The following is a 24,393-nucleotide window of genomic DNA, read 5'->3' as shown; positions in this document are numbered from 1 at the left end:
GCGGCTCCGCATCGAAGGGGAAAGAAAGATCGTCGTCATGATTTGGGCACTACGTTTTCGATGGCGCGCTGGCGGTGCTCGCCGAGCTTGCGGTACACGAGCGAGAACACCACGGGCACGAAGATCAGCGTCGCGAGCGTGCCGATCGTGAGCCCGCCGATCACGGCGCGCCCGAGCGGCGCGTTCTGCTCGCCGCCTTCGCCAAGACCGATGGCCATCGGCACCATGCCGATCACCATCGCGAGCGCGGTCATCAGCACCGGGCGAAAGCGCGTGAAGCCCGCCTCGATGGCGGCGCGCGCGGCGTCGCCATGTTCGCGCAGTTGTTCGCGCGCGAAGCTGATCACGAGAATCGAGTTCGCCGTGGCGATGCCGATGCACATAATGGCGCCCGTGAGCGCGGGAATGGAGAGCGTGGTGTGCGTGAGGAACAGCATCCAGACGATGCCCGCGAGCGCACCGGGCAGCGCCGTGATGATGATGAACGGGTCGAGCCACGACTGGAAGTTCACGACGATCAGGAGGTAGACGAGCACGATCGCGAACACGAGGCCGCCCAACAATCCGGAGAACGAATTATTCATCGTGTCGACCTGGCCGCGCAGGCTGATCGTCGAGCCCTTGGGCAGATCGGCGCGCGATTCGTTGATGAGCTTCTCGACGTCGTCGGAGACCGCGCCGAGATCGCGGCCGTCCGCGCTGCCGTAAATATCGATGGTCGTCTGCGCGTTGTAGTGCGTGACCACGGCTTCGCCCGACATGCGCCGCATGCTCGCGAGCGCGCCGAGGATATTGCTGCGCCCGTTCGCGGTGAGCGGAATGTTGGCGAGCGATTGCAGCGAATCGATCGTGTATTGCGGCGCTTCGGTGACGACGTTGTAGCTCACGCCGTTCATCGGATTGAGCCAGAACGTGGGCGTGGTCTGCTGGCTGCCCGAGAGCGTGATGAGCAGGTCGTTCGCCACGTCCTTTTGCGTGAAGCCGGCCTGCTGCGCGCGTGTGCGATCGACGTCGATGAAGATGCGCGGCAGGTCGGCGGGCTGCTGGATGCGCGCGTCGACGAGACCCGGCACGCCGCGCAGCTTCTCGAGCAGGCGCGCCGCGAAGGCGCGGTTGGCGTTGGCGTCGCGGCCCACGATCTGCACGTCGATGGGCGAGGGCATGCCGAAGTTCAGCGTCTGGCTCACGATGTCGGCGGGCAGGAAGGCGAACTCGACCCCGGGGAATTCGTCGTTGAGCGTGCGGCGCAGCAGGCGCACGTAGTTCGCCGTCGGGTGATGATCCTCGTTCAGCGAGATCAGCACGTCGGCGTCCGAGGTGCCGATCGTGCCCGTGTTGCTGTACGAGAGATTGATGCCCGAGACCGGCAGGCCGATGTTGTCGATGATCGAATGGAGTTCGCGCGCGGGAATCAGTTGGCGGATGCGCTTGTCGATGCGATCGGTGATGACCGCGGTCTCCTCCACGCGCGTGCCTGTTTTCGCGCGCAGGTGCAGCGCGATCGTGCCCGCATCGACTTGCGGGAAGAAGTCGCGGCCCAGAAACGGCAGCAACAGCAGCGAGAGGCCGCAGCACGCGAGAAACGCCGTCACGAACCAGACGGGATGCGCCACGCGCGCCGCGAGAAACGCGCGATAGCGCACGCGCGTGCGCTCGAAGCCGCGCTCGAACGCGAGGTGCACGCGCATGAACGGGTTGCGCGTGCCCGCGTGCTGGTGATGAAGATCGGCGCTCTTGTGGTGATAGCGCAGCAGATACTTCGCGAGCGTGGGCACGAGCGTGCGCGAGAAGAAGTACGACGCGAGCATCGCGAACACCACGGCTTCGGCGAGCGGAATGAACAGGTAATGCGCGACGCCCGTGAGCAGAAACATCGGCACGAACACGATGCAGATGGAGAGCGTGGAGACGAGCGTCGGAATCGCGATCTGGTGCGCGCCGTCGAGAATCGCCTGTTCGAGCGTCTTGCCCTGTTCGAGCTGCTGGCTGATGTTCTCGATGGCGACTGTTGCGTCGTCAACGAGTATGCCGACCGCGAGCGCGAGCCCGCCGAGCGTCATGATGTTGATGGTCTCGCCGAGCGCCGAGAGCACGATGATCGAGGTGATCATCGAAAGCGGAATCGAGATTGCGATGATGAGCGTCGCGCGCCAGTTGCCGAGAAACAGCAGGATCATGAGCGCGGTGAGCGCGGCGGCGATGAGCGCCTCGCGCAGCACGCCCTGCACGGCGGCGCGCACGAACAGCGACTGGTCGGCGACCGGGTCGATGCTCATCGAAGGCGGCACGAGGTTGCGCAGCGCCGGCATCATCTCCTTGATGCGGTCGACGATCTCGAGCGTGGACGTGTTGCCGCTCTTGTTGATCGTGAGGAGCGAGGCGCGCTGGCCGTTCACGCGCACGATGTTGGTCTGCGGCACGAAGCCGTCGCGCACGTGCGCGACGTCGCGAATATAGATCGTGCCCGCGGCCGTGGTTTTCACGGGAATGTCGTTCAGACCCGCTATGGTGTCGGGGCTTGCGTTCATCAGCACCGAATACTCGGCCGCGCCGATCTTCGCCGTGCCCGAAGGCAGGATGAGGTTCTGCGCGCTGATGGCGTTCACCACGTCCATGGGCGAGAGATTGTGCTGCTGGAGCGCGCGCTGGTCGATGTCGACCATGATCTGCCGCTGCTTGCCGCCATAGGGCAGCGGCGCGGAGGCGCCCGGCACGGTGGCGAGCTGCGTCTTGAGGAAGTTGTTGCCGTAGTCGAACAGCTCCTGCTCCGTGAGCTGCGGCGAGGAGAGCGACAGGCGCAGGATCGGCACCGTGGAGGCGTTGTAGCGCAGGATGAACGGCGGCGTGATGCCGGGCGGCAGCGAGCGGACCTGGGCCTGCGAGAGCGCGGTGACTTCGGCCAGTGCCTCCTGCACGTTGGCATGCGGCTGGAAGTAGATCTTCACGACCGCGACGCCGTTGAGCGACGTTGATTCGGTGTGCTCGATGTCGTTGACGGCTACCGAAAGCCCGCGCTCGTAGTTGAGCGCGATGCGGCGCGACATCTCGTCGGCGGGCAGGCCCGTGTAGGTCCAGATGACCGAGAGCACGGGAATGTCGATGTTCGGAAAGATGTCCGTGGGCGTGCGCTGAATCGTCAGCGGGCCGACGATCAGGAGCAGGAGCGCCAGCACGATGAACGTGTAGGGGCGCTTGAGTGCGAGCCGGACGATCCACATGGAACGGCAGATTCCTTCGCTTGTGGCGGTGCGCGGCGCGAGGGCGCCGGCGAACGGCGTCGTGGCCCTGGCAGCGATGTTATTGCCGATATCAGCGTGCAGTTATGGCGCCGCTATCGGATCAGGCGGCGGCGCGTGCCTTGAGGCGCGCGCCGTCTGTCTCCTTCGCCCGGAACGGGCGTATGGCTGCCTCGCTCGGGACCCTGCTATGTGCTTGCTCCGGCAGGACTATAGCGCTTGCGTGCAATAGTCAGAGTACTTTTGCAAACGACGCTCCACAAGCGCGCGCAAGGCGGTGTTTACCATCTGTTACAGTCAGGGTTTCGTAAGTTGATTGGGACGGCGCGAGCCGCCCCCCTATTTTTGCTTTGCGCAAGCGGCCGAAATGAGGCAAAAATGCGTAAACCGGTCGCGTTGGACGCGCGCCAGCGGGCATCGGAGAAACAAGCCGTGAAGATGCCGTGGAGCGAGGCAGCGGCGCGCCGGGGCAGGTTGGATGTGTGCGCAACTTCGCATGCGCACCAGTTTTTGTCAGCACAGTGACCGGCTTTCCCGCGAGGAAGCCGGCAATGGAATGGGAACGGGGAAACATCATGCAAGTCGGTTCTATCGTCCGCACCGTACATATCGCCGTGCCGCATGGCGCGCGCGGTATCGTGATGCGCATTCTCGGCGACATGGCCATGGTCACGTGGTACGTCGGCGAGCCTGGCGCGTCGAAGCAGCTCAATACCGAACCCTTTTTTCTGGTGGACCTGATAGACACGGGCGAGCACGTCATGCCCGCCGGCGCGAACCTGCACTGAGCGCGCCTTCGATTTGGCCTGAATTTGTGGCGGGTTCGCGCTGAACTCGCCGCCGCGGCCCGCACGATGCACAATGCGGGGATGAACGATCCAACCACATCCGCATCGGGCGAGCCGTCCGCGCCCATGCCCGGCAACACGGCGGGCGACCCGCCGGACGCGAGCCCGGCCGCCCCCTACGCCCGCCTCACGCCCGAGTGCGTGCTCGACGCCGTCGACGGCGTCCTGATGCCCGCAGGCCGCCGCACCGACGGCCGCATGCTCGCGCTCAACAGCTACGAGAACCGCGTCTATCAGATCGGCGTGGAAGACGAAGCGCCGCTCGTGGCGAAGTTCTATCGTCCCGAACGCTGGAGCAACGAGGCCATTCTCGAAGAGCACGCGTTCGTGGCCGAACTCGCCGCGCGCGAGATTCCCGCCGTGCCCGCCCTCACGCTCGAAGGCCGCACGCTGCACGAGCACGATGGCTATCGCTTCGCGCTCTTCGAGCGGCGCGGCGGCCGCGCGCCGGATCTCGACCGCAGCGAGACGCTCGAATGGATCGGCCGCTTCATCGGCCGCATTCACGCGGTGGGCGCCACCGAGCCCTATCGCGCGCGTCCGTCGCTCGACATCGAAAGCTATGGCTACGAGCCGCGCGCGTACCTGCTCGAGCACGGCTTCGTGCCCGCCGACGTGCGCGAGGCCTGGCAGGCCGCCATCTCGCTCGCGCTGCAAGGCGTGGAAGCCGCGTTCGAGCGCGCCGGCGACGTGCGCCAGCTCCGTCTGCACGGCGACTGCCACCCGAGCAACGTGCTCTGGACCGATGCGGGTCCGCACTTCGTCGACTTCGACGACAGCCGCATGGGTCCCGCTATCCAGGATTTGTGGCTGCTGCTGCCGGGAGACCGCGCGGACGCCTCGCGTGCGCTCGCCGATCTGCTCGCGGGCTACGAGGACTTCTGCGAATTCGATCAGCGCGAGCTGCATCTGACCGAAGCGCTGCGGACATTGAGGCTCATTCACTATTCGGCGTGGCTCGCGCGGCGCTGGCACGATCCCGCGTTCCCGGCGGCGTTTCCGTGGTTCAACACGCAGCGCTATTGGGAAGAGCGCATCCTCGAACTGCGCGAGCAGATCGGCGCGATGCAGGAAGGGCCGCTCTGGCCCGTTTGAGCCGCACGCGTCACTGCGTGCGTGGCGGCGCCGACGCCAGCGGTTCATCGAAATCCAGCACGTCTCCCGTTTGCTCGGTCGCGCCCATCGCCGGCTTCGCAACGGGCTTGACGATCAGCGGCGCGCGCAGGTCGCGCGCCATCGTCTCGAATGTGGGGCGCATCTGCGCGAAGTCGGCGGGCGTGCAGACGTCGCTCGCAAAATGCGTGCGGCCCGTGCGCGTCACCCGCAGCACGTTCGCATCGAGCGTGTACTGCGAGCTGTAGTCGATCAGCGCGTTTTCCGCGTGCTGCGGCGAGGGCATGTCGAGCACGCGTAGCCCCGGCGGCAGCTCGATGCGCGCGCGCTCGGTCACGGCCACGTTGCGGCAGACGAAGGGCTGCGTGCGGCGCGGCTCGCCCAGCCAGTAGCGCAGATTCGCGTCCAGCCCGCCCACGAGGCTCGTGAGCGTGGGCACGGGCGTCGTCATCTGCGGATCGACGAAGCCGTCGAGCGTGCCCGTGAGCGTGACCACGAGCGGCCCCGAGGTGGCGTCTAGCGGGCTCGACGCGAGCATCGCGTTGCCGCGCAGGTTCGCGTTGTGCAGCTCCCATTGCAGCGATTCCTCGCGCTGCGCGGGCGTTTGCAGACGCAGCACGCTGCGCGTCTGCTCCGCCGCCCACCCTTCGGATTCCAGACGATAGACGAAGCGCGCCGAGCCATCGGGCGCGACGCTGATGTCGAGATCGCTGTCGCGCGAGGTCATTTCGGTGGCGGGCGTGCGCATCAGCGTGCCGTCGCCGGCGAGCACGGTTTCGCGGTTCATGTCGGTCGAGGGCAGATAGCCGAACTCGACGTTGTTCGCCGTGGAGTCCGCGAAAAGCTGCAAGTCGGGCAGCCAGGTGATGACGTGATTGATGATGCCGAAGCCCGGCACCGAAGGCAGCGTGTAGATCGTGCCGCTGTTCAGGAGCGCGGGCACGTTGCGCACGCCCACGGCGTCGAGCAGCGCGCCATAGAGCGCGACGTGGTCCTTGCAGTCGCCGTAGCGGTTCGTGAGCACCTCGGTCACGCGGTGCGGCACGATCTCGCCGCGTCCGACGTTGACCGCCACGTAGCGGATGTTGCGGCGCACCCAGTCGTACAGCGTTTGCGCCTTCGCGCGCGGGGTGGCGTCGTGCGCGGTGAGCGTCTGCGCCAGTTGCACGATGGCCGCGTCGCGTGCGCCCGGATCGACGGCGGCTTCGCGGTAGACCTTCGCGAAGGCCGCGTAGTCGGGGAAGGTCGAGACCATCAGCCGGTCGCCGTAGCTTACATAGGAAACCGAACCATATTCGAGGCGCGCGAAATTGGCCTTGTCGTAGCGGTATTCATAGCGCGTACGGCCGTTCGCCATCACCGGTTTGAGCACAGTGAAGCCGCGCGCGTCGGCGTAGAGCGGCACCTTCGCGGGCAGATCGTAGATCACGCGGAAATTGTGCGTGGGCGCGAGGTCGGGCGGCGTGAAATCGCTGAACCAGCCGGGCACGAGCGGCACGCGCTGGGTCTTGCGCCACGTGAGATGCACGCGCGCGCCGGGCTCGACCGCGGGGAACACGATGACCTTGTCCTGCACGTCCTGGAACATCGGGGCGTCGAACGAGCGCACTTCCTGCACGTCGCGAATCTGCTCGGGCTGCACGTCGTGGCGCTGGCCCTGGGCGTCCTCGGTCCACGCATCGAGCACGTCCACGTGCGCCATGCCGCGGTTGAACCACACGTAATACTGGCCCGCGCGCGCGATGCCCGCTTCGGTGTTGATGCGCAGGGTGAGCGTGTCGAGCTTGGTGTAGGAGCCATCGGCGTTGATGGTGAAGGTTTGGGTCTCCGCTTCGTTGGTATAGGGCGCCTGATCGGCGGCGTTGATGACATTGGCGGCGGGGGCTTCGGCGGTCCCGGCGGTGGTTCCGGCGGGCGCGGGCATTCCCGCCGCATGCGCGCCGAAGGTCGGGCCGAGAAGTGCGAGGCAAAGAACGAGGACGTGGCGCATGGCGGCGTTCCGTTTAGCGGCGCTGCAGTTATGGGGACAGGTCTCGCAGGAAAAATCGGCACAATGTCACACTTAAAAGTTACCTTTTTACCTTGTCAAGCGGCTCCCCCGCATAGCGGTGCGGATTGCCTTGCGGCCTCACCTTGCATATATGTAATAATAATTGTTCTCATTTGTAAGGTGAGGCTGACGCAGGCTGCGCGGCCCTCATTCCCGTTCGAATTGGCGTGCGCAGGCGCGGCCCGGGAGGGCTGAGCGACGCTCGTGCGCCGTGTCTGGAGCCGTGTCTTGAATGCCCGCGTTGACGAGTCCCTGATCTCCCCCGCGAGCGAACCGCCGGGCGCCGAAGCCGACGACGCCGTTCGCCTCGATCCCTTGCGCCGCGCCGGCCAGCCGCTCGACGCCGCCGATCTTGCCGCGCGGCGCCAGCGCTCGCGCCGCGCGAACTTCATCAAGTGGCTGCGCAAGGTGCACGGCTGGGTGGGGCTCTGGGGCGCGGTGCTGGGGCTGCTGTTCGGCGTGACGGGCTTCTTGCTCAATCATCGCGCGGGGCCGCTGCATATCTCGCCGGGCACGCCGCAGGTCACGCAGATGCAGCTCGCGCTGCCCGCCGAGCGTCCCGCCACGCCCGAGGCGCTCGCACAGTGGCTTCAGCACGAGCTCGCGTTCGACGGCAAGCCCGGCAAGATCCGCCGCGAGCACGCGCATCCGGTGGCGTGGGGCGAGCGCAGCGTCGTGCAGCCCGAGTCCTGGCAGTTCGCGCTGCTGGGGCCGCGCCAGAGCGTCGCCGTGGAGTACTGGGTGGGCAGCGGCACGGTCGCCGTGCGGCGCACGCAGAACGCGTTTCTCGCGACGCTGAGCAATCTGCACAAAGGCGTGGGCATGGGCATCGGCTGGGTGCTGCTCATGGACACGATTGCGGGCAGCCTCGTCCTGCTTTCGCTGACTGGCGTGCTGCTGTGGACCGAGCTCAATCGCCGCCGAACCGTGGGCGTGGTGCTCGTCGCGGGCTCGGTGGCGGCGGCGTTCGCGTTCGGCTTGCTCTAGGGGCTGCTCGAACAACGCATTTGCCCGAGCCATTGGGCCATTGGGCCATTGGGCCATTGAGCCATTCATTCGCGCGACCGGGCCCCGGCCCGTTTGCTTGCGCGCGCAACCGATGATCGGGCGCGCCTCTACGCACTGCGCACCTTCGTGGCAGGCCTCGGCCGGTGCGGCGTAGCATCGCTGTCTTGAAAACCGCCAGTGCGGAGCGAACGATGGTGCGGCTCATGATGATCCTGCTGGGCGTCGGAACCTGCTGCTGCTCGCGCTGCGCGCGCGGCGGCTCGGCGTGAATCCGGCGGCGGCGCAGGGCGGCGCGGCGGCGCTCGCGGCGAGCGCCGTGGGCGTGACGGGCAGCGTGGGGCCGAGGCTCGCGCAGACCGTGTTCGACGGACCGCCCGAGGCGCAGGAGCCCGCGCTCACCGTGCACGTGTGGACGCCCGTGGGCACCTCGAAGACCGAGGCGCGGCGCCAGCCGCTGATCGACCGCTATATCGCGGCCGTGGACCGCGACGGCGTGATCTCGACGGGCCACGCGGCGCTGGAGTCGCCCGAGGACGTCTACATCAGCCTGTATCCCGCCGTGGAGATCGACCGCTCGCCCGACGAGTTCTCGCGCATCCTGCGCGCGAGCGCCGAGAACGACGTGCCGGGCCTGTTCCAGCCCGACTACGCGACCGAGTCGAAGGCGTGGTGCCCGTCCACGCGCCAGGTGCGCATCCGCAATTACGATCCGCAGCGGCTCGCGCGCTTCTGGCTGCACTATCGCGCCAATACGACCTACAACCTCACGCACCGCAACTGTTCGAGCACGGTCTCGCATGCGCTGGAAGCGGCGCTCGAAGGCGCGACGCCGCGCGTCTGGGGCGGCGGCTGGCTCGCCTTCGTGCGCATGCTGGCGACGCCGGAGCTCTGGGTGGCCGCGCAGGTGCGCAAGCGCGGCCAGACGATGGCGTGGACGCCCGGCTTGACGCTCGACTATGCGCGGGCGCTGAGCATGCTCGCGGACCCGCGCCCCGCGGGATGGACGCGCGCGATGCGGCTCGTGCGGGCGCGGCTCGGCCGGCTGCTGAGGCCGCGCGGCGCGCGCAACATGTGAATACGCATCACGCCGCTATCTTCAGACGTCGCAGCTCGACCCGACGCTCGCCGCCTGCTCGCGCGCGGCCTTGGCGCCTTCGACCTGGAGGATGGTGGGCAGCGAGACGCCGTTCTTCGCGGCCGTGACTTCGGCGAGTATCGACACGGCGATCTCGGGCGGCGTGCGGCTGCCGATGTAGATGCCCACCGGCCCATGCAGCCGCACGAGTTCGGCGTCGCTCAGATCGAATTCCTTGAGCCGCTCGCGCCGCGCCGCGTTGTTGCGCCGCGAGCCGAGCGCACCCACGTAGAACGCGCGCGTCTTGAGCGCCTCCATGAGCGCGAGGTCGTCGAGCTTCGGGTCGTGCGTGAGCGCGATCACGGCGCAGCGCTCGTCGAGCTTCATGTCGAGCACGGTGTCGTCGGGCATGGTGCGCACGAGCGCGGTGCCGGGCACGTCCCACGTGTCGGTGTATTCCTCGCGCGGATCGCACACGGTCACCTGATAGTCGAGCCCCACGGCGATCTGGCACAGGTAGTGCGAAAGCTGCCCGGCGCCGATCACGAGCATGCGGTAGCGCGGGCCGTGAATCGTGAGCAGGCGCGTGTCGTCGAAATCCACGCCGTCGGTGGCGTTCGCGGGGCCGAGCGTGGCGCGCCCGGAGGCCATGTCGAGCGTGCGCGCGACCAGCGCGCCGCGCTCCACGGTTTCGAGCAGCGTGCGAATGCCCGATGCCTCGGTGAGCGGCTCCAGCACGAGCTGGATCGTGCCGCCGCAGGGTAGTCCGAAGCGATGCGCCTCTTCGGCCGTGATGCCGTATTTCACGGCCTCGGGCTTGACGATGCCGATGCCTTCGCGGCGCACGCGGTCGATCAGGTCGTCTTCGATGCAGCCGCCCGAGACCGAGCCCACCACGAGGCCGTCGTCGCGCACGACGAGCATCGCGCCCTCCGGACGCGGCGACGAGCCCCACGTCTTCACCACCGTCACCAGCAGGGCGCGGTGGCCTTCCTCGAGCCAGCGTACGCTGGATTTCAGGACTTCGAGATCCACGCTGTCCATGATCGTTTCCTCTTTTGCGGTTCGTCGCCGCCCGCGCCTTCGGCGTCGCTGGCGGCCTGTGTTTCGGTTGTTTCCTGCGCTTCCTGCGTATCTTGTGTGTCTTGCGCCGCGGTTTCCTGTCCGGCGGCGCCCCCGCCAAGCTGCTCGGTGAAGCGCTTGAAGAACTCGGCGGCGATCTTGCGCGCAGCGCCGTCCACGAGACGCGAGCCGATCTGCGCGAGCTTGCCGCCCACCTGGGCGCTCGCCGTGTAGCTGAGCGTGGTGGCGTCTTCGCCCGCGGGTTCGAGCGTCACGCGCGCGTCGCCCTTGCCGAAGCCCGCCGCGCCGCCCTGGCCCTCGAACTGGATCGTGTAGCTGCGCGGCGCGTCGATGTCGGCGATTTGCATGCGGCCCTTGAAGCGCGCCTTCACGGGCCCGACAGCGGCGGTGAGGGCGACAGCATACGCGTTCTCGCCGTCGGCATCGATGCTCTCGCAGCCCGGAATGCACACCTTGAGTATCGCCGTGTCGTTCAGGGCTTCCCACGCGCGTTGCTGCGGCACCGGCAGCGTGTGGCTTTCGGTCAGCTCCATCGTGTCGCTCCTTGTCGGGTGGCTGGCGGGCGCGAGCGGCCGGACGACGCCTCTTGCAGGCTGCGGCCGAACGCTTCCAGGCTCTCCAGGTTATGAACGGGATGGTGCGCGTCGACGTGCGGGAGCATCGCCTGCACGCCGCGCGCCTTCGGCTCGAAGCCGCGATAGCGCAGCAGCGGGTTGAGCCACACCACACGGTGCGCGAAGCGGTGCAGGCGCGCCATTTCCTCGGCGAGCGCGCCGCCGGGGTCGTGGTCGAGGCCGTCGGTGACCATCAGCACCGTTGCCCGACCGCCGAGCACGCGGCGCGCCCAGCGCCGGTTGAACTGCGCGAGCGTCTCGCCGATGCGCGTGCCGCCCGACCAGTCCGCCACCTGCGCGGCCAGTTGCGCGAGCGCCACGTCGGGGTCGCGTTCGCGCAGCGCGCGCGTGGCGTGCGTCAAGCGCGTGCCGAACAGGAACACCTGGAGGCGTTCGCGCGATTGCAGCAGCGCATGGCAGAAGTAGAGCACGGCGCGCGAATAGCTGCTCATCGACCCGGAGATGTCGAGCAGCAGCACGAGCGGCACCTTGCGCTCGACGCACGCGCGGTACTTCCAGACGGTCCAGTCGCCGCCCGCGCGCACGGCGTGGCGCGCGCTCGCGCGCAAATCGGCATGCGTGCCGTGCGACGACGTCTTCAGGCGCCGCGTGCGCTCGGTCGCGAGCGGCAGGCGCCGCGCGCGGATCAGGTGGCGCAGCGTGCGCCATTCGTCGGCGGAAAGCGTGTCGAAGTCGCGATGGCGCAGGCGCTCTTCGGCAGCGAAGCTCGCATGCGCACGTAGTTCGTGCTCCTCATGAGCGGGCGGCGCGTGGGCGCCCGCGCGTGAGGCCGAACGCGCCGAGAGCGCATCGGCGAGCCGATTGTTGCGGCGCGGCGGCGGCAGCGCGCCTTGCACCTTCGGCAGCAGCAGCGCCCGCAGCTTGCCTTCCCAGTCGGGATCGCGCCAGAACAGCTCGAACGCGGCGTTAAAGAGCTCGCGCTCGTCGGGCGCCGCGGTGAGCAGGGCGGCCAGCGCGGCGCGCACGTCGTCGCGGCGCGTGAGGTCGATGAAGCTCAGCGCTTCGAGCGCGTCCACGGCGCGCGCGCTCGACATCGGCAAACCGGCGGCGCGCAGCACGCGCACGAAATGCACCACGTTGCGGGCGAGCATGGGCGGCAGCGCGTGCGGCATCGGCTCTACTCCGCGAGCGCGAGCGTCTGCGCGATTCGCCCCGCGTCGAGCTGCGCGAGATCGTCCTGATACTTGAGCAGCACGCCGAGCGTGTCCTGCACCGATTGCGGATCGAGCTCGGTGACCGAAAGCGCCGCGAGCGCGCGGCACCAGTCGATGGTCTCGGCGATGCCGGGCGCCTTGAACAGATCCATCGAGCGCAGCTGATGGACGAAGGCCACGGCGCGGCGCTGCAGCTCGGCGCCGGTTGCGGGCGCGCGCGCCGCGACGATGGCCAGTTCGCGCGCGCGCTCGGGATAGCCGAGCCACTGATAGAGGCAGCGCCGCTTGAGCGCGTCGTGCACCTCGCGCGTGCGGTTCGAGGTGACGACGACGAGCGGCGGCACGCTCGCGCGCACCGTGCCGTATTCCGGAATCGATACCTGGAAGTCCGAAAGAAGTTCGAGGAGGAAGGCTTCGAACGGTTCGTCGGCGCGGTCGATCTCGTCGATCAGCAGCACGCGGCGCGCGCCGGGATGATGCGGGTCCGGCTGCAGCGCCTGGAGCAGCGGGCGCTTGAGGAGGAATTCATCGCGATAGAGCGTGTCGCCGCGCGGTTTTTCGCCCGCGGCTTCGGCGAGGCGCAGCGCCATGATCTGGCGCGGATAGTCCCATTCGTAGAGCGCGCTCGCCGTGTCGAGCCCCTCGTAGCATTGCAGGCGCAGCAGCGTGGTGCCGGCGAGCGCGGCCGCCGCCTTCGCGAGCTCGGTCTTGCCCACGCCGGGCTCGCCTTCGAGAAACAGCGGGCGTTCCATCTTGAGCGCGAGAAAGAGCGCCGTGGCCAGTTCGCGGCTCGCGAAATAGCCGTGCGCTTCGAGTTGCGAGAGCGTGTCGTCGATGGTGGCGGGGAGCATGGCGGGTCTGCAATCAGGGCAAGGAAGGTGGCCAAAAACGCGGATAAAAACGCGGGCAAAAACGCGTGCGCGGCGCGGCGTCGTGCAAGCGAGGTGGCCGCTCGCGTCGCGCGTGATGCCGGGCGCGGGCGAGCGGCCGTGGACGGCGGAGTCTAACCGAGCGCCTTCGTCACCGCGCGCGCCGCCAGCACCGGGATCAGATGCGCGCGGTAGGCCGCGCTCGCGTGCAGGTCGGTGTTGAGCTCGTCGGGTGCGATGCTGACCGCGCGCGCCGCGGCGGGCGTGAAGCTCGCCTTGAGCGCGTCTTCGAGCGCCGTCGCGCGGAACACCGAAGGCGCCGCGCCGGTGATCGCCACGCGCACAGAACCATCGGCAAGCTGCGCGACGAACACCCCCGTCAACGCGAAATGCGACGCCGGGTTATGGAACTTCTCGTAGGCGGCGCGCTGCGGCACGGGAAACTCGACCGCGACGATCAGTTCGTCGGGTTCGAGCGCCGTCTCGTACATGCCGAGGAAGAAGTCGTCGGCGCCTATGCGCCTGCGGTCGGTCACGACCGTGGCGTTCAGGCCGAGCACGGCGGCGGGGTAGTCGGCGGCGGGGTCGTCGTTGGCGATCGATCCGCCCAGCGTGCCGAGCGCGCGCACCTGGCGGTCGCCGATACTCGCGGCCAGCTGCGCGAGCGCGGGCAGCGTGGCCTGGATCTGCGCGTTCGCGGCGACATCGGCGTGGCAGACCGCGGCGCCGATCTTCACCACCTTGCCGTCCACCTGCATGGTCTTGAGCTCGGGAATGCGCGTGACGTCCACGAGCGTCGAAGGCTGCGCGAGCCGCAGCTTCATCGCCGCGAGCAGGCTCTGGCCGCCCGCGAGGAACTTGGCGTCGGGGTCGGCGCCGGCCGTCTTCACCGCGCCTTGCGCGTCGCTGGCGCGCTGGTAGTCGAATGCATACATGGTGCGCCTCCGCTCAAGGTTGTTGGGATGCCGACGTGGACTGGGCGGCCTGGATCGCCGACCACACACGATGCGGCGTGGCCGGCATCTGCAGGTCCTTCACGCCGAGGGAGCTAAGGGCGTCAAGGATCGCGTTGATGACGGCGGGCGGCGAGCCGATCGCGCCCGCCTCGCCGCAGCCCTTTACGCCGAGCGGATTGTGCGTGCACGGCGTGCCCTTCGCGGTCTCCACGGTGAACGACGGCACATCGGACGCATGCGGCATCGCATAGTCCATGTACGAGCCCGAGAGCAACTGGCCGCTCTCGTTGTCGTAGACGCAGCGTTCGAGCATCGCCTGGCCGATCCCCTGGCCGAGCCCACCGTGCACCTGGCCTTCGACGATCATCGGATTGATGACGTTGCCGAAGTCGTCCACGGCCGTGAAGCGCTCGATGCGCGTCTCGCCCGTGTCGGGATCGACTTCGACTTCGCAGAGATACGCGCCCGCCGGATAGGTGAAGTTGGTGGGGTCGTAGAACGCGCTTTCGTCGAGGCCCGGTTCGAGCGTTTCGAGCGGATAGTTATGCGGCACATAGGCCGAGAGCGCGATCTCGGCGAAGGTCTTGGTGCGGTCGGTGCCCGCGACGCGGAACACGCCGTCGGCGAACTCGATGTCCTCCACGCCCGCTTCGAGCATGTGCGCGGCGATCTTCTTCGCCTTGGCCTCGATCTTGTCGAGCGCCTTCATGATGGCCGAGCCGCCCACCGCGATCGAGCGCGAGCCATAGGTGCCCATGCCGAACGGAATGCGCGCGGTGTCGCCGTGCACGATCTCGATCTGCTCGATGGGCACGCCCAGACGCTCGGACACCACCTGCGCGAAGGTCGTCTCGTGGCCCTGGCCGTGGCTGTGCGAGCCCGTGAAGACGGTGACGGAGCCGGTGGGATTCACGCGGATCTCGCCCGCCTCAAAGAGGCCCGCGCGTGCGCCGAGCGCACCCGCGATGTTCGACGGCGCGAGGCCGCACGCCTCGATGTAGCACGAGTGGCCGAGGCCGCGCAGCTTGCCGTTGGCCTTCGAGGCGTCGCGTCGCGCTGCAAAGCCCTGCACGTCGGCGAGTTCGAGCGCGCGCGAGAGGCACGCTTCGTAGTCGCCGGTGTCGTAGGTGAGGCCCACGGGCGTGGCGTAGGGGAAGCTCGTGATGAAGTTGCGGCGGCGCAGTTCGGCCGGGTCGATGTTCATCTCGCGCGCGGCGGTCTCGACAAGCCGCTCGACCACGTAGGTCGCCTCGGGGCGGCCCGCGCCGCGATACGCATCTACGGGCACCGTGTTCGTGAACACGGCCTTCACCTCGGCGTAGATCGCGGGCGTGGTGTACTGGCCCGCGAGCAGCGTCGCGTAGAGGATCGTGGGCACGCTGGAGGCGAAGGTCGAGAGGTACGCGCCCATGTTCGCCGTGGTGTGCACGCGCATGGCGAGGAATTTGCCGTCCTTGTCGAGCGCGAGCTCGGCCTTCGTCACGTGGTCGCGGCCGTGGGCGTCGGAGACGAACGACTCGCTGCGCTCGGCGGTCCACTTCACGGGGCGGCCGATCTTCTTCGCGGCCCAGGTGAGCGCCACGTCTTCGGCGTACAGAAAGATCTTCGAGCCGAAGCCGCCGCCCACGTCGGGCGCGACGATGCGCAGCTTCGTCTCCGGCAGGCCGAGCACGAACGCGGCCATCAGAAGGCGCTCGACGTGCGGGTTCTGGTTCGCCACGTAGACGGTATAGCCGTCGTCGTGGGCGCTGTAGCTCGCGTTCACGGCGCGCGGCTCGATCGCGTTCGGAATGAGCCGGTTGTTCACGATGTCGAGCGTCGTGACGTGCGCGGCCTGGGCGAAGGCGGCGTCGGTCGCGGCCTTGTCGCCGTGGCCCCAGGTGTAGCAGGTGTTGTTCGGCACGCCGTCGTGCACGAGCGGCTGGCCCGCGTCGGCGGCATGCGCGGTGTCGACGCTGGCGGGCAGTTCCTCGTAGTCGACTTCGACCAGTTCGGCGGCGTCCTTCGCTTCTTTCAGGGATCCGGCGATCACGAGCGCGACCTGGTCGCCCACGTGGCGCGCCTTCTCGTGCGCGATCACGGGATGCGGCGGCTCGTGCATGGGCGTGCCGTCGATGCTGTGGATCAGCCATCCGCATGGCAGGCCGCCCACGTTGTCGGCGGCGAGGTCAGCGCCCGTGAACACGGCCACCACGCCGGGCGCGGCCTTGGCCGCGTTGATGTCGATGCTCTTGATGCGCGCGTGCGCATGCGGCGAGCGCACGAACACGGCGTACGTCTGGGCGGGCAGGACGACGTCGTCGGTGTACTGGCCCGCGCCGGTGAGGAAGCGATAGTCTTCCTTGCGCTTGACCGAGGCGCCGATCATGCGGGGCGTTTGGGAGTCGGGTGCGTTCATGGCGTTCTCCCCTCAGGCCACTTTTGCCGGTTCAGCCGCGCCGGAGCGCATGCCTTCGGCGCCCGCGAGCACGGCCTTCACGATGTTGTGATAGCCGGTGCAGCGGCACAGGTTGCCGTCGAGGCCCGCGCGCACGTCGGCTTCGCTGAGGCCCGGCTTTTCGGCGACGAGCGCAGCCGCGCTCATCACCATGCCCGGCGTGCAGAAGCCGCATTGCAGGCCGTGGCATTCGCGAAAAGCCGCCTGCATGGGATGGAGTGCGCCGTTACCGTCGTTGTTTCCACTCGCGGTGGCGAGCCCTTCGATCGTCGTCACGTCCATGCCCTCGCACTGCACGGCGAGCTGGTTGCACGACTTGATCGCGCGGCCATTGAGGTGGACGGTGCACGCGCCGCACTGCGCGGTATCGCAGCCGACGTGCGTGCCGGTGAGGCGCAACTGCTCGCGCAGGAACTGGACTAGCAGCGTGTGGGGTTCGACTTCGGCGGTCACGGGCTTGCCGTTGACCGTCAGACTGAGACTGATCGCCATTGACTGTCTCCTGTTGACCAAAGCTCGAGCGTCTTTGGTCCCATGCAAGGTGATGGGTAGGGACCGGCCTGGGCCCGCATTCACCAATTGCCCCGCTGGTGCCGCCTGCTGTCTTTCGCCCAGAATGCGTCGCGCAAACGGGCGCGATGCGTCTGCCGCGCGCGAAGGCGGGCAGGCTGGGCGGAAGCGGGGACGAGGGTCCGGCTGGTGTTTTGCTGTCGGTAATGCCGGGACAGTAAAGCACACTTTACTGATTCGCGCTGCGCGGGCTTTTACCGTTTTTTAGCCGCTTTTTAACGGCTGGCCGAGATGCAAAACGGCCCGCGCCGGGAGACCGGGGCGGGCCGTTGCAGTGCAGCGAAATGCGCGCTTAGGCGTCGCAGTGAAGCGTACTCAAATACTCAAGGGCGCGCGGCCGGCGCGCCGTGCGGGGACGTTTCAGTGCTCGTGCGGATGATGCGCGAGGCGCGAATGGTTGCGCGAGTAGAGGAAGTAGATCAGGAGGCCGATCAGCAGCCACGCCACGAACGCGACCCACGTGATCCACGCGAGATTGAGCATCAGGAACAGGCACGAGGCCACGGCGAGAATCGGCACGACCGGCACGCCGGGGCAGCGGAACGCGCGCGGCAGATCGGGGTGGGTCTTGCGCAATACGAGCACGGCGATCGAGACCATCGAGAACGCCGCGAGCGTGCCGATGTTGATGAGCTCGGCGAGCACGTTCAGCGGCACGAGCGCGCCGATCAGGCCGAAGAAGATGCCGACGAGCCAGGTCGTGAAGAACGGCGTGGCGTAGCGCGGATGCACCTTCGAGAGCTTCGCGGGCAGCAGGCCGTCGCGCGACATGGCGAAGATGATGCGGGTCTGGCCATAGCTCATCACGAGAATCACGGTGAGCATGCCGAGCACGGCGCCCAGGTCGATGAAACCGGCGACCCATTTCTCGCCGGCCACCTGGAGCGCATACGAAACCGGGTGGGCGATGCCGGCGAACTGCTGCCAGGGCACGATGCCCGTGACGACCGCGGCGACGGCCACGTAGAGCACCGCGCAGACGATGAGCGACGCGATGATGCCCACGGGCAGGTCGCGCTTGGGATCCTTGACCTCTTCCGCGGCCGAGGACACCGAATCGAAACCGATGAACGCGAAGAACATCACGGCGGCGGCGCCGAACACGCCGTTCCAGCCGTGCGGCATGAACGGATGCCATTTCTCGGGCGTCACGTGGAAGGCGCCCACGCCGATCACGAGCAGCACGACCGTGACTTTGATCGCGACCATGACGTTGTTGATGCGGGTGGATTCGCGCACGCCGATGGAGAGCAGCGCGGTGATCGCCATCATCACGACGAACGCGGGCAGGTTGAAGAGCGTGAACGAGCCGGGCACGGCGCCGGGCGCGGCGGTCAGCATCGTGGGCAGCGAGACGCCGAAGCCCGAGAGCAGCGACTGCAGATAGCCCGACCAGCCCACCGAGACCGCCGAGGTCGCGAGACCGTATTCGAGCATCAGGTCCCAGCCGATGATCCACGCGACCAGCTCGCCGAGCGTGGCGTACGAGTAGGTGTAGATCGAGCCCGCCACGGGAATGGTCGAGGCGAATTCGGCGTAGGCGAGCGCGGCGAAGCAGCAGGCCACGGCGGCGATCAGGAACGAGAGCATCAGCGCGGGGCCGGCCTGCACGGCGCCGGTGCCGGTCAGCACGAAAATGCCGGTGCCGATGATCGCGCCGACGCCGAGAAAGGTGAGGTCCAGTGCGCCGAGAGCCTTCTTCAGGCCGGCGCCCTTGGCGCTCGCCTGCAGCATGTGTTCGACGTTCTTCTTGCGAAAGAGGGACATTGGGCGGGGAACTCCAGGTAAAACGCGCGGGCGGCCACGCAAACGCGGGGAGCGCAATCGCGCTCTCGTGCCTTCCCAAGCCGCATACGGCAGGGAAGGCGGGGAAACCCGCAATTTTAGCGGATCGGGGCGCGCAGGCCGGTTCAGCCGGGTCGGGTGCTGAAGGGATTCGGCGCGGGGCGGTGGTCGATTCCGCCGCAAAGGGGCGCGGGTGCGTGCGTTCTTTGCACGAACCCGGTCGAAAAGGCGGAATTCATTTCCAGATCAACGGCTTGTGGCGAGAAGGCGTCTTAGTGACGCTTCTTTTGCGATGCAGGTGCGGCGCGGCCTGCGGTGTGGCCGCTTACCGCGTGGCGGGTCTTGGCTCGACGGCTCGCCGCCTCAGATCCCCGGCGCGGGCGCGAGATCCACGAGCCGGTTGCTCATCACGTAGAAGGTGAGCTCGGCGTTGTTGCTGAGCTTCATCTTTTCGAGCAGGCGCGTGCGGTAGACGCTCACCGTCTTCACCGAAAGCGAGAGCGTGTGCGCGATGTCGGTGAGGCGCTTGCCCGAGGCGAGCATGCACAGCGTCTGGTACTCGCGGTCGGAGAGTTTTTCGTGCGGCATTTGCTCGCCGTCGACGAGCACGTATTCGGCGAGCGCCTCGGCCATCGCCGGGCTCACGTACTTGCGACCGCTCGCGACCTGCTGGATCGCCGCGATCATCTGCGCGGCGTCCACCGTCTTCGAGAGATAGCCCGACGCGCCTGCCTTCAGCGCACGCACGGCGTACTGGTCTTCGCGATACATCGAGAACATCAGCACCGGCACGCGCGGCGCCTTTTTCTTCGCGCGCTTGAGCACTTCGATGCCGCTCATGTCGGGCAGCGAGATGTCGAGCAGGACCACGTCGCAGGCTTGCCTGGCAACGCTGGCGAGCGCTTCGGCGCCGCTTTGCGCCTCGATCACCGTGCTTGCGACGCCGCGGTCGAGCAGTAGCTGGCGCACGCCCTGGCGTACCACGGCGTGATCGTCGACGAGCAGGATGCGCAGCGTCATGAGCGCACGCCCTTCATGAAGTTGGGAGCCGGTTCGGCGGATGCCCGCGAGAGCAGCGTTTCCCAGCGGAAGCGCGCTTCGATGGTCGTGCCGGGGCGGGACGGATTGTTGCCTGCCCGGTCGATGGCGTTGTCGCTGGTCTTGATCTGATTGATCTCGCTGATCTCGCTGATCTCGCCGGTGGACGGGTTATGGCCAGCGGGCGCGATGAGCAGCGTGCCGCCGAAGGCGGCGCAGCGCTCGCGCATGCCGGCGATACCATAGGCGCTGCGGCCGTTTGCACCGTGCTCGCCGTTCGGCGCTGCTTGCTCACGTTGCCGATGCCGCTTGGCGCGCCGCGCGGCTTCGTGCGAGAGGCCCACGCCGTCGTCGACCACGCTCACGATCAGCTCGTGCGGCGTGCTGGTGAGGCGCACCTCGACCCGCGTGGCCTGCGCGTGGCGGGCGACGTTGGTGAGCGCTTCCTGCGCGACGCGGAACACCGCGAGCGCCGCTTCGGCGGGCAGGCGCGCGAGGCGTGCTTCGTCGTCGCGGGTGAGTTCGGTGGTGTGCGTGGCGTCTGGTGAGCTGGCGATCGAGCAAGCGGTAAAACGCACGACAAGCCCGGTGCGCGTAGCGAAGCCACGCGTCCAGTCGGCGAGCGCGGCTGCGAGGCCCGCATCGAGTTCGGGTGCGTGCAGCCCGTCGAGCACACGTCGCACGGCGTCGCCGGCGGAGTCCAGCGAGCGCATGACGAGCGCGAGCGCCTCGGTGCATTGGGGCGGCGCGTCGGCGGGCAGCCAGGTATGGACGTTCGCGAGGGCGAAGCGCGTGGCCGCCAGTTCGGCGCCGACGCTGTCGTGTAGCTCTCGTGCGAGCCGGTGGCGCGCGGCCTCGTCGGCGTGGATACGAGCGGCACCCGCTGCGGCAATCTGTCGCTGCACGCGCGCGATGGCGTCGAACGCTCCGCGTGCGCCTTCGGCGTTGGCGAGCAAGGGGACGCCACCGGCCGTGCAGGCCGCACGCGTGCCTGGCGCATCGGCGCGAGGCACGCCCGCATCAAGCGCGGTGCGAGTCGACATATCCATCTATCCCCCGTGATTTCCCGTTCAGAAACCGGTCCTTTTGTGCTCTGCTTGCGCGCCGGAGCATGCCAGTGCGACGACGTTTTGCGTCATCCATGGCAGGCGCAGCGTAACGAAACTTACATCCTGTAACAACCGGCCTCCGACGCTGTCAGACGCCCCGATATCGCCGATGCTGCGCCGCGATAATATCTGAAAAAAGCGAAAACTTCAGTCGGGACAATACTTAGCGACGAAAGCTCACGGACTGAATGAGGTTGCGCCGCGCGCTTTCTGTAGGAAAAACACTGACACGGAAGCTACGCGAAGTTTGTGAAAACTGTAACCATCAGACATGAAGGTCCGCGTGGCTTTTTGACGCGCCGCTGTGACGCGCCGGGATGGGCAAAACGCAAATAAAAAAACCGGAGCGCGAGGCTCCGGTTTCTTGTGCCGATCACGGCGGCCCAGCGGCGCGCCGCCCGATTTAGCCGACGAACGCCTTTTCCACGACGTAGTGGCCCGGCTCGTTGTTGCTGCCTTCCTTGAGGCCGGCCTTTTCGAGCAGGGCGACGGTGTCGCGCAGCATGTGCGTGCTGCCGCACATCATGATGCGGTCGCGCTCGGGCGTGAAGCCGGGCAGGTCGAGGTCGGCGAACAGCTTGCCGGTGTCGATCAGCTCGGTGATGCGGCCGCGGTTGTCGAACACTTCGCGCGTCACGGTCGGGTAGTAGACCAGCTTCTCGCGGACGATCTCGCCCAGGTACTCGTGCTCGCGCAGCTCTTCGGTGATGAATTCCTTGTACGCGAGTTCGTCGACGAAACGGCAGGTGTGCGTGAGCACGATCTTCTCGTAACGGTCGTAGATGTCCGGGTCCTTGATGATCGACATGAAGGGCGCGAGGCCCGTGCCGGTCGAGAGCAGCCACAGGACCTTGCCGGGCAGCAGGTTGTCGGCCACCAGCGTGCCGACGGGCTTCTTGCCGATCAGAACCTTGTCGCCGACCTTCAGGTGCTGCAGGCGCGACGTGAGCGGGCCGTCCGGCACCTTGATGCTCAGAAACTCGAGATGCTCTTCATAGTTCGCGCTCGCGAGCGAGTACGCGCGCATCAGCGGCTTGCCTTCGACCTCGAGGCCGACCATGGTGAACTGGCCGTTGTCGAAACGCAGGGCCTGGTCGCGCGTGCAGGTGAAGCTGAAAAGCGTGTCGGTCCAGTGGTGGACGCTCAGAACGGTTTCTTCGGTGTGTTTGCTCATGGTTCCTGATGATGCGAAACAAGGTCCGCCGGACGGGGCGTTCCTTCCGGCCACGCATGACGTGCATGACAGGCTCGGTTTGACGATGTGCGGCGTGCGCTTCTCCGGCGGTTGCCCATGCGTGTGCCTGGCATTCTGCCTCGCGACTCGCCTGGGTTCCCGCTGTGCTTTCCGCTTCGTGCCCCGCTTTTTGCCAGCGTGCCAGCCTTCCCATTGCGAACGAGGCGCAGTCCGCTATTTTACCGCGAGCGTGCCTCGTGGGCTGCGCCGCGTCTAACGAGCGTGATGGCCTGCGCTACGCGGGGTGTCGCGAGATGCCGTATCGCGCTCGCACAAGCCCTTGCGTACGGGCCGTGGCGCGATAAAGCGGGCTTCGGCGGGAGGCGGCGCGAGGCACGAAAGCCCGGGAATCCGGCAGCCCTTCTGGCCGGGCCGGTTCGCCCCTTCCAGGGCATGCGTGCTCGCCGCTGGCGGCAACGCGCACGAATACGACGCATACCGCCCGAATCTTCGCCCAAATCATACCGGAAGGTCTGACAGGTCGCAGCAGAGACCCTGCTGGCGGGGGCAGATTCGGCGCGCGGCGGCATAGGGTCGCGCTTTTACGATCGATACGACTGATTGCTATGGAGATCTCAGCGGTCGGCGGCGAGCTTGGCGGCGAGACCGATCAGCGCCGCGCCGCAGAATGCGTCGATGGGGCGGCGCAGCCGCTTGTAGCCGCGTTGCGTGCGCTGGTCGGCGAACAGCAACGCGAGGCTCGAGTGATAGCCGAACGACATCGCCGCCACGAGTGCGAGCGCCGCGCCGTAGAACCACAGCGGCGGGTGAGCCGGAAAGATCGCCGCGAATACGCTGGTCCAGAACACGCACGACTTCGGGTTCGTCAGGCAGGTGAGAAAGCCCGCGCGCCACGTGCGCAGCCAGGCGCGCCGGTCGGGCGGCGGCAGCGCGGCGACGGGGCTTTCGATCGCGTGGCTGGTGTCGGCGGAGCGGGCCGCGTCAGAATCGCGGCGCACGCCCGAGCGCAGCAGCTTGATGCCGAACCAGAGCAGATAGAGCGCACCGGCGACGCGCACGCCGTGATAGAGCCATTCGATATGCTGGAGCACCGCGGCGAAGCCGAGCATCGCGAGCGCGGCCCAGAGCGTGGAGCCCGTGCCCACGCCGAATGCCGAGGCGATGCCAAGGCCGCGTCGGCCCGCCAGGGAGAGCTGCGTCACCATGAAGAAGTTCGGGCCCGGGCTGATGAGCGCGAACAAATAGACGATGGCGATCTGGAGCAGCGTGGCGAAGAGGTGCATGCGAGGCCCGGTGGGAAGGGCGCACCCCAAGGGCGCGCGACGCGGACATATTAGCGCGATTGCGTTGGCTTCTCGTGGCGCGTCATTCGAGTCGCAGCCGCGCCATATAAGGCAGGTGATCGGAGAGCCAGGCCGTCTCCTGCGGCGGCTGGATCAGCTCGACGGGCTGCAGGCCGCGCACGAACATCTTGTCGAGCGCGAGCGCGGGCGAGAACGCCGGAAACGTGCGCGCCGGCTCGCCGAGCAGCGTCGCGACCTCCTGCAGACCGTGCTCCGCGAACAGCGGCACCGAGTCGTTGCGCCAGTCGTTGAAGTCGCCCGCGAGCACGAGCGGCCCTTGCGGCGCTTCCTTGGCGATCCAGTGCGCGATCCAGTTCATCTGCCGCAGGCGCGCGCTACGCGTGAGCGCGAGGTGCGCGCACAGCAGCGTGACCGACTGGCCCGCCACGCTCGCGCGCGCGACGAGCAGGCCGCGCCGCTCGAAGCGGTGCGCCGAGATGTCCCAGCGTCCGCCCAGATCGAGCGGATGCGGCGAAAGGATGGCATTGCCGTGCCGCCACGAAGGCTTGAACACGTTCGGCCCGAGCGCGATCTTCAGCTCGAGCGCGTCGGCGATTTCGGTGGCCTGGCAGTGCCAGACGTCCTCCAGCGGGTCGCCGAGCTCGGCGCCGAAAGTCGAGGAAAGCACCGGCTGCGGCAGACGCCGCGCCATCGCCTCCTGGAGGAACCAGGCGTCGGCGTGGGTCGACTGCACCCAGCGCCGCATCGCCTGCCAGGCCTGAAAGCCAAGCGGTGAGCGGCCCTTGTGCAGGTTCCAGCTCACCGCGACGAAGTCCCCGGTGTTGGCCGGCACCGCGTCGATGAGGGGTTGTTCGAAATTTCGCATGCGCTTGTGACGACGAGTTCCTGGACAGTTTCGTGCGGTTGGCGGATTCGCGCTTCGGGGCGG

Annotated in this window: 18 protein-coding genes and 1 pseudogene; 4 read left to right on the top strand and 15 right to left on the bottom strand. The window is 67.6% G+C overall.

Annotated features, from left to right (window positions below):
- Positions 1–35: 35 nt before the first annotated feature.
- Entirely contained in the window at positions 36–3,218 is a 3,183-nt protein-coding gene (locus U5775_RS27595) for an efflux RND transporter permease subunit (RefSeq protein WP_322061276.1), read from the bottom strand.
- A 593-nt stretch (positions 3,219–3,811) separates the two neighbouring features.
- Here U5775_RS27595 and U5775_RS27590 point away from each other — a divergent pair.
- Complete coding sequence (locus U5775_RS27590; protein WP_035523464.1) at positions 3,812–4,024, top strand: hypothetical protein; 213 nt, start codon at positions 3,812–3,814, stop codon at positions 4,022–4,024.
- 126 nt (positions 4,025–4,150) lie between these two features.
- A complete protein-coding gene (locus tag U5775_RS27585) occupies positions 4,151–5,179 on the top strand; it encodes a serine/threonine protein kinase (RefSeq protein ID WP_322061317.1) in 1,029 nt (342 codons plus the stop codon).
- A 10-nt stretch (positions 5,180–5,189) separates the two neighbouring features.
- Here the strand turns inward: U5775_RS27585 and U5775_RS27580 are convergent, their stop codons facing one another.
- On the bottom strand, positions 5,190–7,187 hold the full coding sequence (locus tag U5775_RS27580; RefSeq protein WP_322061275.1) for a DUF3857 and transglutaminase domain-containing protein: 1,998 nt from the start codon (positions 7,185–7,187) through the stop codon (positions 5,190–5,192).
- 375 nt (positions 7,188–7,562) lie between these two features.
- Here U5775_RS27580 and U5775_RS27575 point away from each other — a divergent pair, with 375 nt between their 5' ends.
- Complete coding sequence (locus U5775_RS27575) at positions 7,563–8,234, top strand: PepSY-associated TM helix domain-containing protein (protein WP_322061316.1); 672 nt, start codon at positions 7,563–7,565, stop codon at positions 8,232–8,234.
- A 238-nt stretch (positions 8,235–8,472) separates the two neighbouring features.
- Positions 8,473–9,330, top strand: a pseudogene (locus U5775_RS27570) (DUF308 domain-containing protein); the annotation flags it as partial.
- Between the two features lie 21 nt (positions 9,331–9,351).
- Here U5775_RS27570 and U5775_RS27565 read toward each other — a convergent pair.
- From U5775_RS27565 to U5775_RS27505, 13 genes are all read right to left on the bottom strand, one after another.
- Positions 9,352–10,374, bottom strand: coding sequence for an XdhC family protein (locus U5775_RS27565; protein ID WP_322061274.1), 1,023 nt, complete (start codon positions 10,372–10,374; stop codon positions 9,352–9,354).
- A complete protein-coding gene (locus U5775_RS27560; RefSeq protein ID WP_322061273.1) occupies positions 10,347–10,946 on the bottom strand; it encodes a carbon monoxide dehydrogenase subunit G in 600 nt (199 codons plus the stop codon). Before U5775_RS27560 ends, U5775_RS27565 begins: the two co-directional genes overlap by 28 nt.
- Positions 10,937–12,160: a VWA domain-containing protein gene (locus tag U5775_RS27555; RefSeq protein WP_322061272.1), complete on the bottom strand. Its 1,224-nt coding sequence runs from the start codon at positions 12,158–12,160 to the stop codon at positions 10,937–10,939. Before U5775_RS27555 ends, U5775_RS27560 begins: the two co-directional genes overlap by 10 nt.
- Before the next feature lie 5 nt (positions 12,161–12,165).
- The gene (locus U5775_RS27550) at positions 12,166–13,053 is read right to left on the bottom strand and encodes a MoxR family ATPase (protein ID WP_322061271.1); all 888 of its coding nucleotides are present in this window, start codon (positions 13,051–13,053) and stop codon (positions 12,166–12,168) included.
- 152 nt (positions 13,054–13,205) lie between these two features.
- Positions 13,206–14,006 carry a xanthine dehydrogenase family protein subunit M gene (locus tag U5775_RS27545; RefSeq protein ID WP_322061270.1) on the bottom strand — a complete coding sequence of 267 codons (801 nt, stop codon included), beginning with the start codon at positions 14,004–14,006 and terminating at the stop codon, positions 13,206–13,208.
- A 13-nt stretch (positions 14,007–14,019) separates the two neighbouring features.
- Positions 14,020–16,425 carry a xanthine dehydrogenase family protein molybdopterin-binding subunit gene (locus U5775_RS27540; protein ID WP_322061269.1) on the bottom strand — a complete coding sequence of 802 codons (2,406 nt, stop codon included), beginning with the start codon at positions 16,423–16,425 and terminating at the stop codon, positions 14,020–14,022.
- Positions 16,426–16,437: 12 nt separating this feature from the next.
- Complete coding sequence (locus U5775_RS27535; RefSeq protein WP_322061268.1) at positions 16,438–16,956, bottom strand: (2Fe-2S)-binding protein; 519 nt, start codon at positions 16,954–16,956, stop codon at positions 16,438–16,440.
- A gap of 438 nt (positions 16,957–17,394) precedes the next feature.
- Positions 17,395–18,801, bottom strand: a complete 1,407-nt coding sequence (locus U5775_RS27530) for an amino acid permease (protein ID WP_322061267.1) — start codon at positions 18,799–18,801, stop codon at positions 17,395–17,397.
- Between the two features lie 381 nt (positions 18,802–19,182).
- A complete protein-coding gene (gene rqpR / locus U5775_RS27525) occupies positions 19,183–19,839 on the bottom strand; it encodes a response regulator transcription factor RqpR (RefSeq protein ID WP_322061266.1) in 657 nt (218 codons plus the stop codon).
- Positions 19,836–20,900: a sensor histidine kinase gene (locus tag U5775_RS27520; RefSeq protein WP_322061265.1), complete on the bottom strand. Its 1,065-nt coding sequence runs from the start codon at positions 20,898–20,900 to the stop codon at positions 19,836–19,838. The genes rqpR and U5775_RS27520 overlap by 4 nt, the downstream gene beginning before the upstream one ends.
- A gap of 469 nt (positions 20,901–21,369) precedes the next feature.
- Entirely contained in the window at positions 21,370–22,140 is a 771-nt protein-coding gene (locus tag U5775_RS27515; protein ID WP_322061264.1) for a ferredoxin--NADP reductase, read from the bottom strand.
- A 635-nt stretch (positions 22,141–22,775) separates the two neighbouring features.
- Positions 22,776–23,444: a LysE family translocator gene (locus tag U5775_RS27510; RefSeq protein ID WP_322061263.1), complete on the bottom strand. Its 669-nt coding sequence runs from the start codon at positions 23,442–23,444 to the stop codon at positions 22,776–22,778.
- Positions 23,445–23,526: 82 nt separating this feature from the next.
- Positions 23,527–24,330, bottom strand: coding sequence for an endonuclease/exonuclease/phosphatase family protein (locus U5775_RS27505; RefSeq protein ID WP_322061262.1), 804 nt, complete (start codon positions 24,328–24,330; stop codon positions 23,527–23,529).
- Positions 24,331–24,393 lie beyond the last annotated feature (63 nt).

The organism is Paraburkholderia sp. J63 (genome assembly GCF_905220245.1).
Classification (GTDB): domain Bacteria; phylum Pseudomonadota; class Gammaproteobacteria; order Burkholderiales; family Burkholderiaceae; genus Paraburkholderia.
The sequence above is the reverse complement of the archived record's forward strand: the minus strand, read 5'-3'. Positions and strand labels throughout refer to the sequence as shown.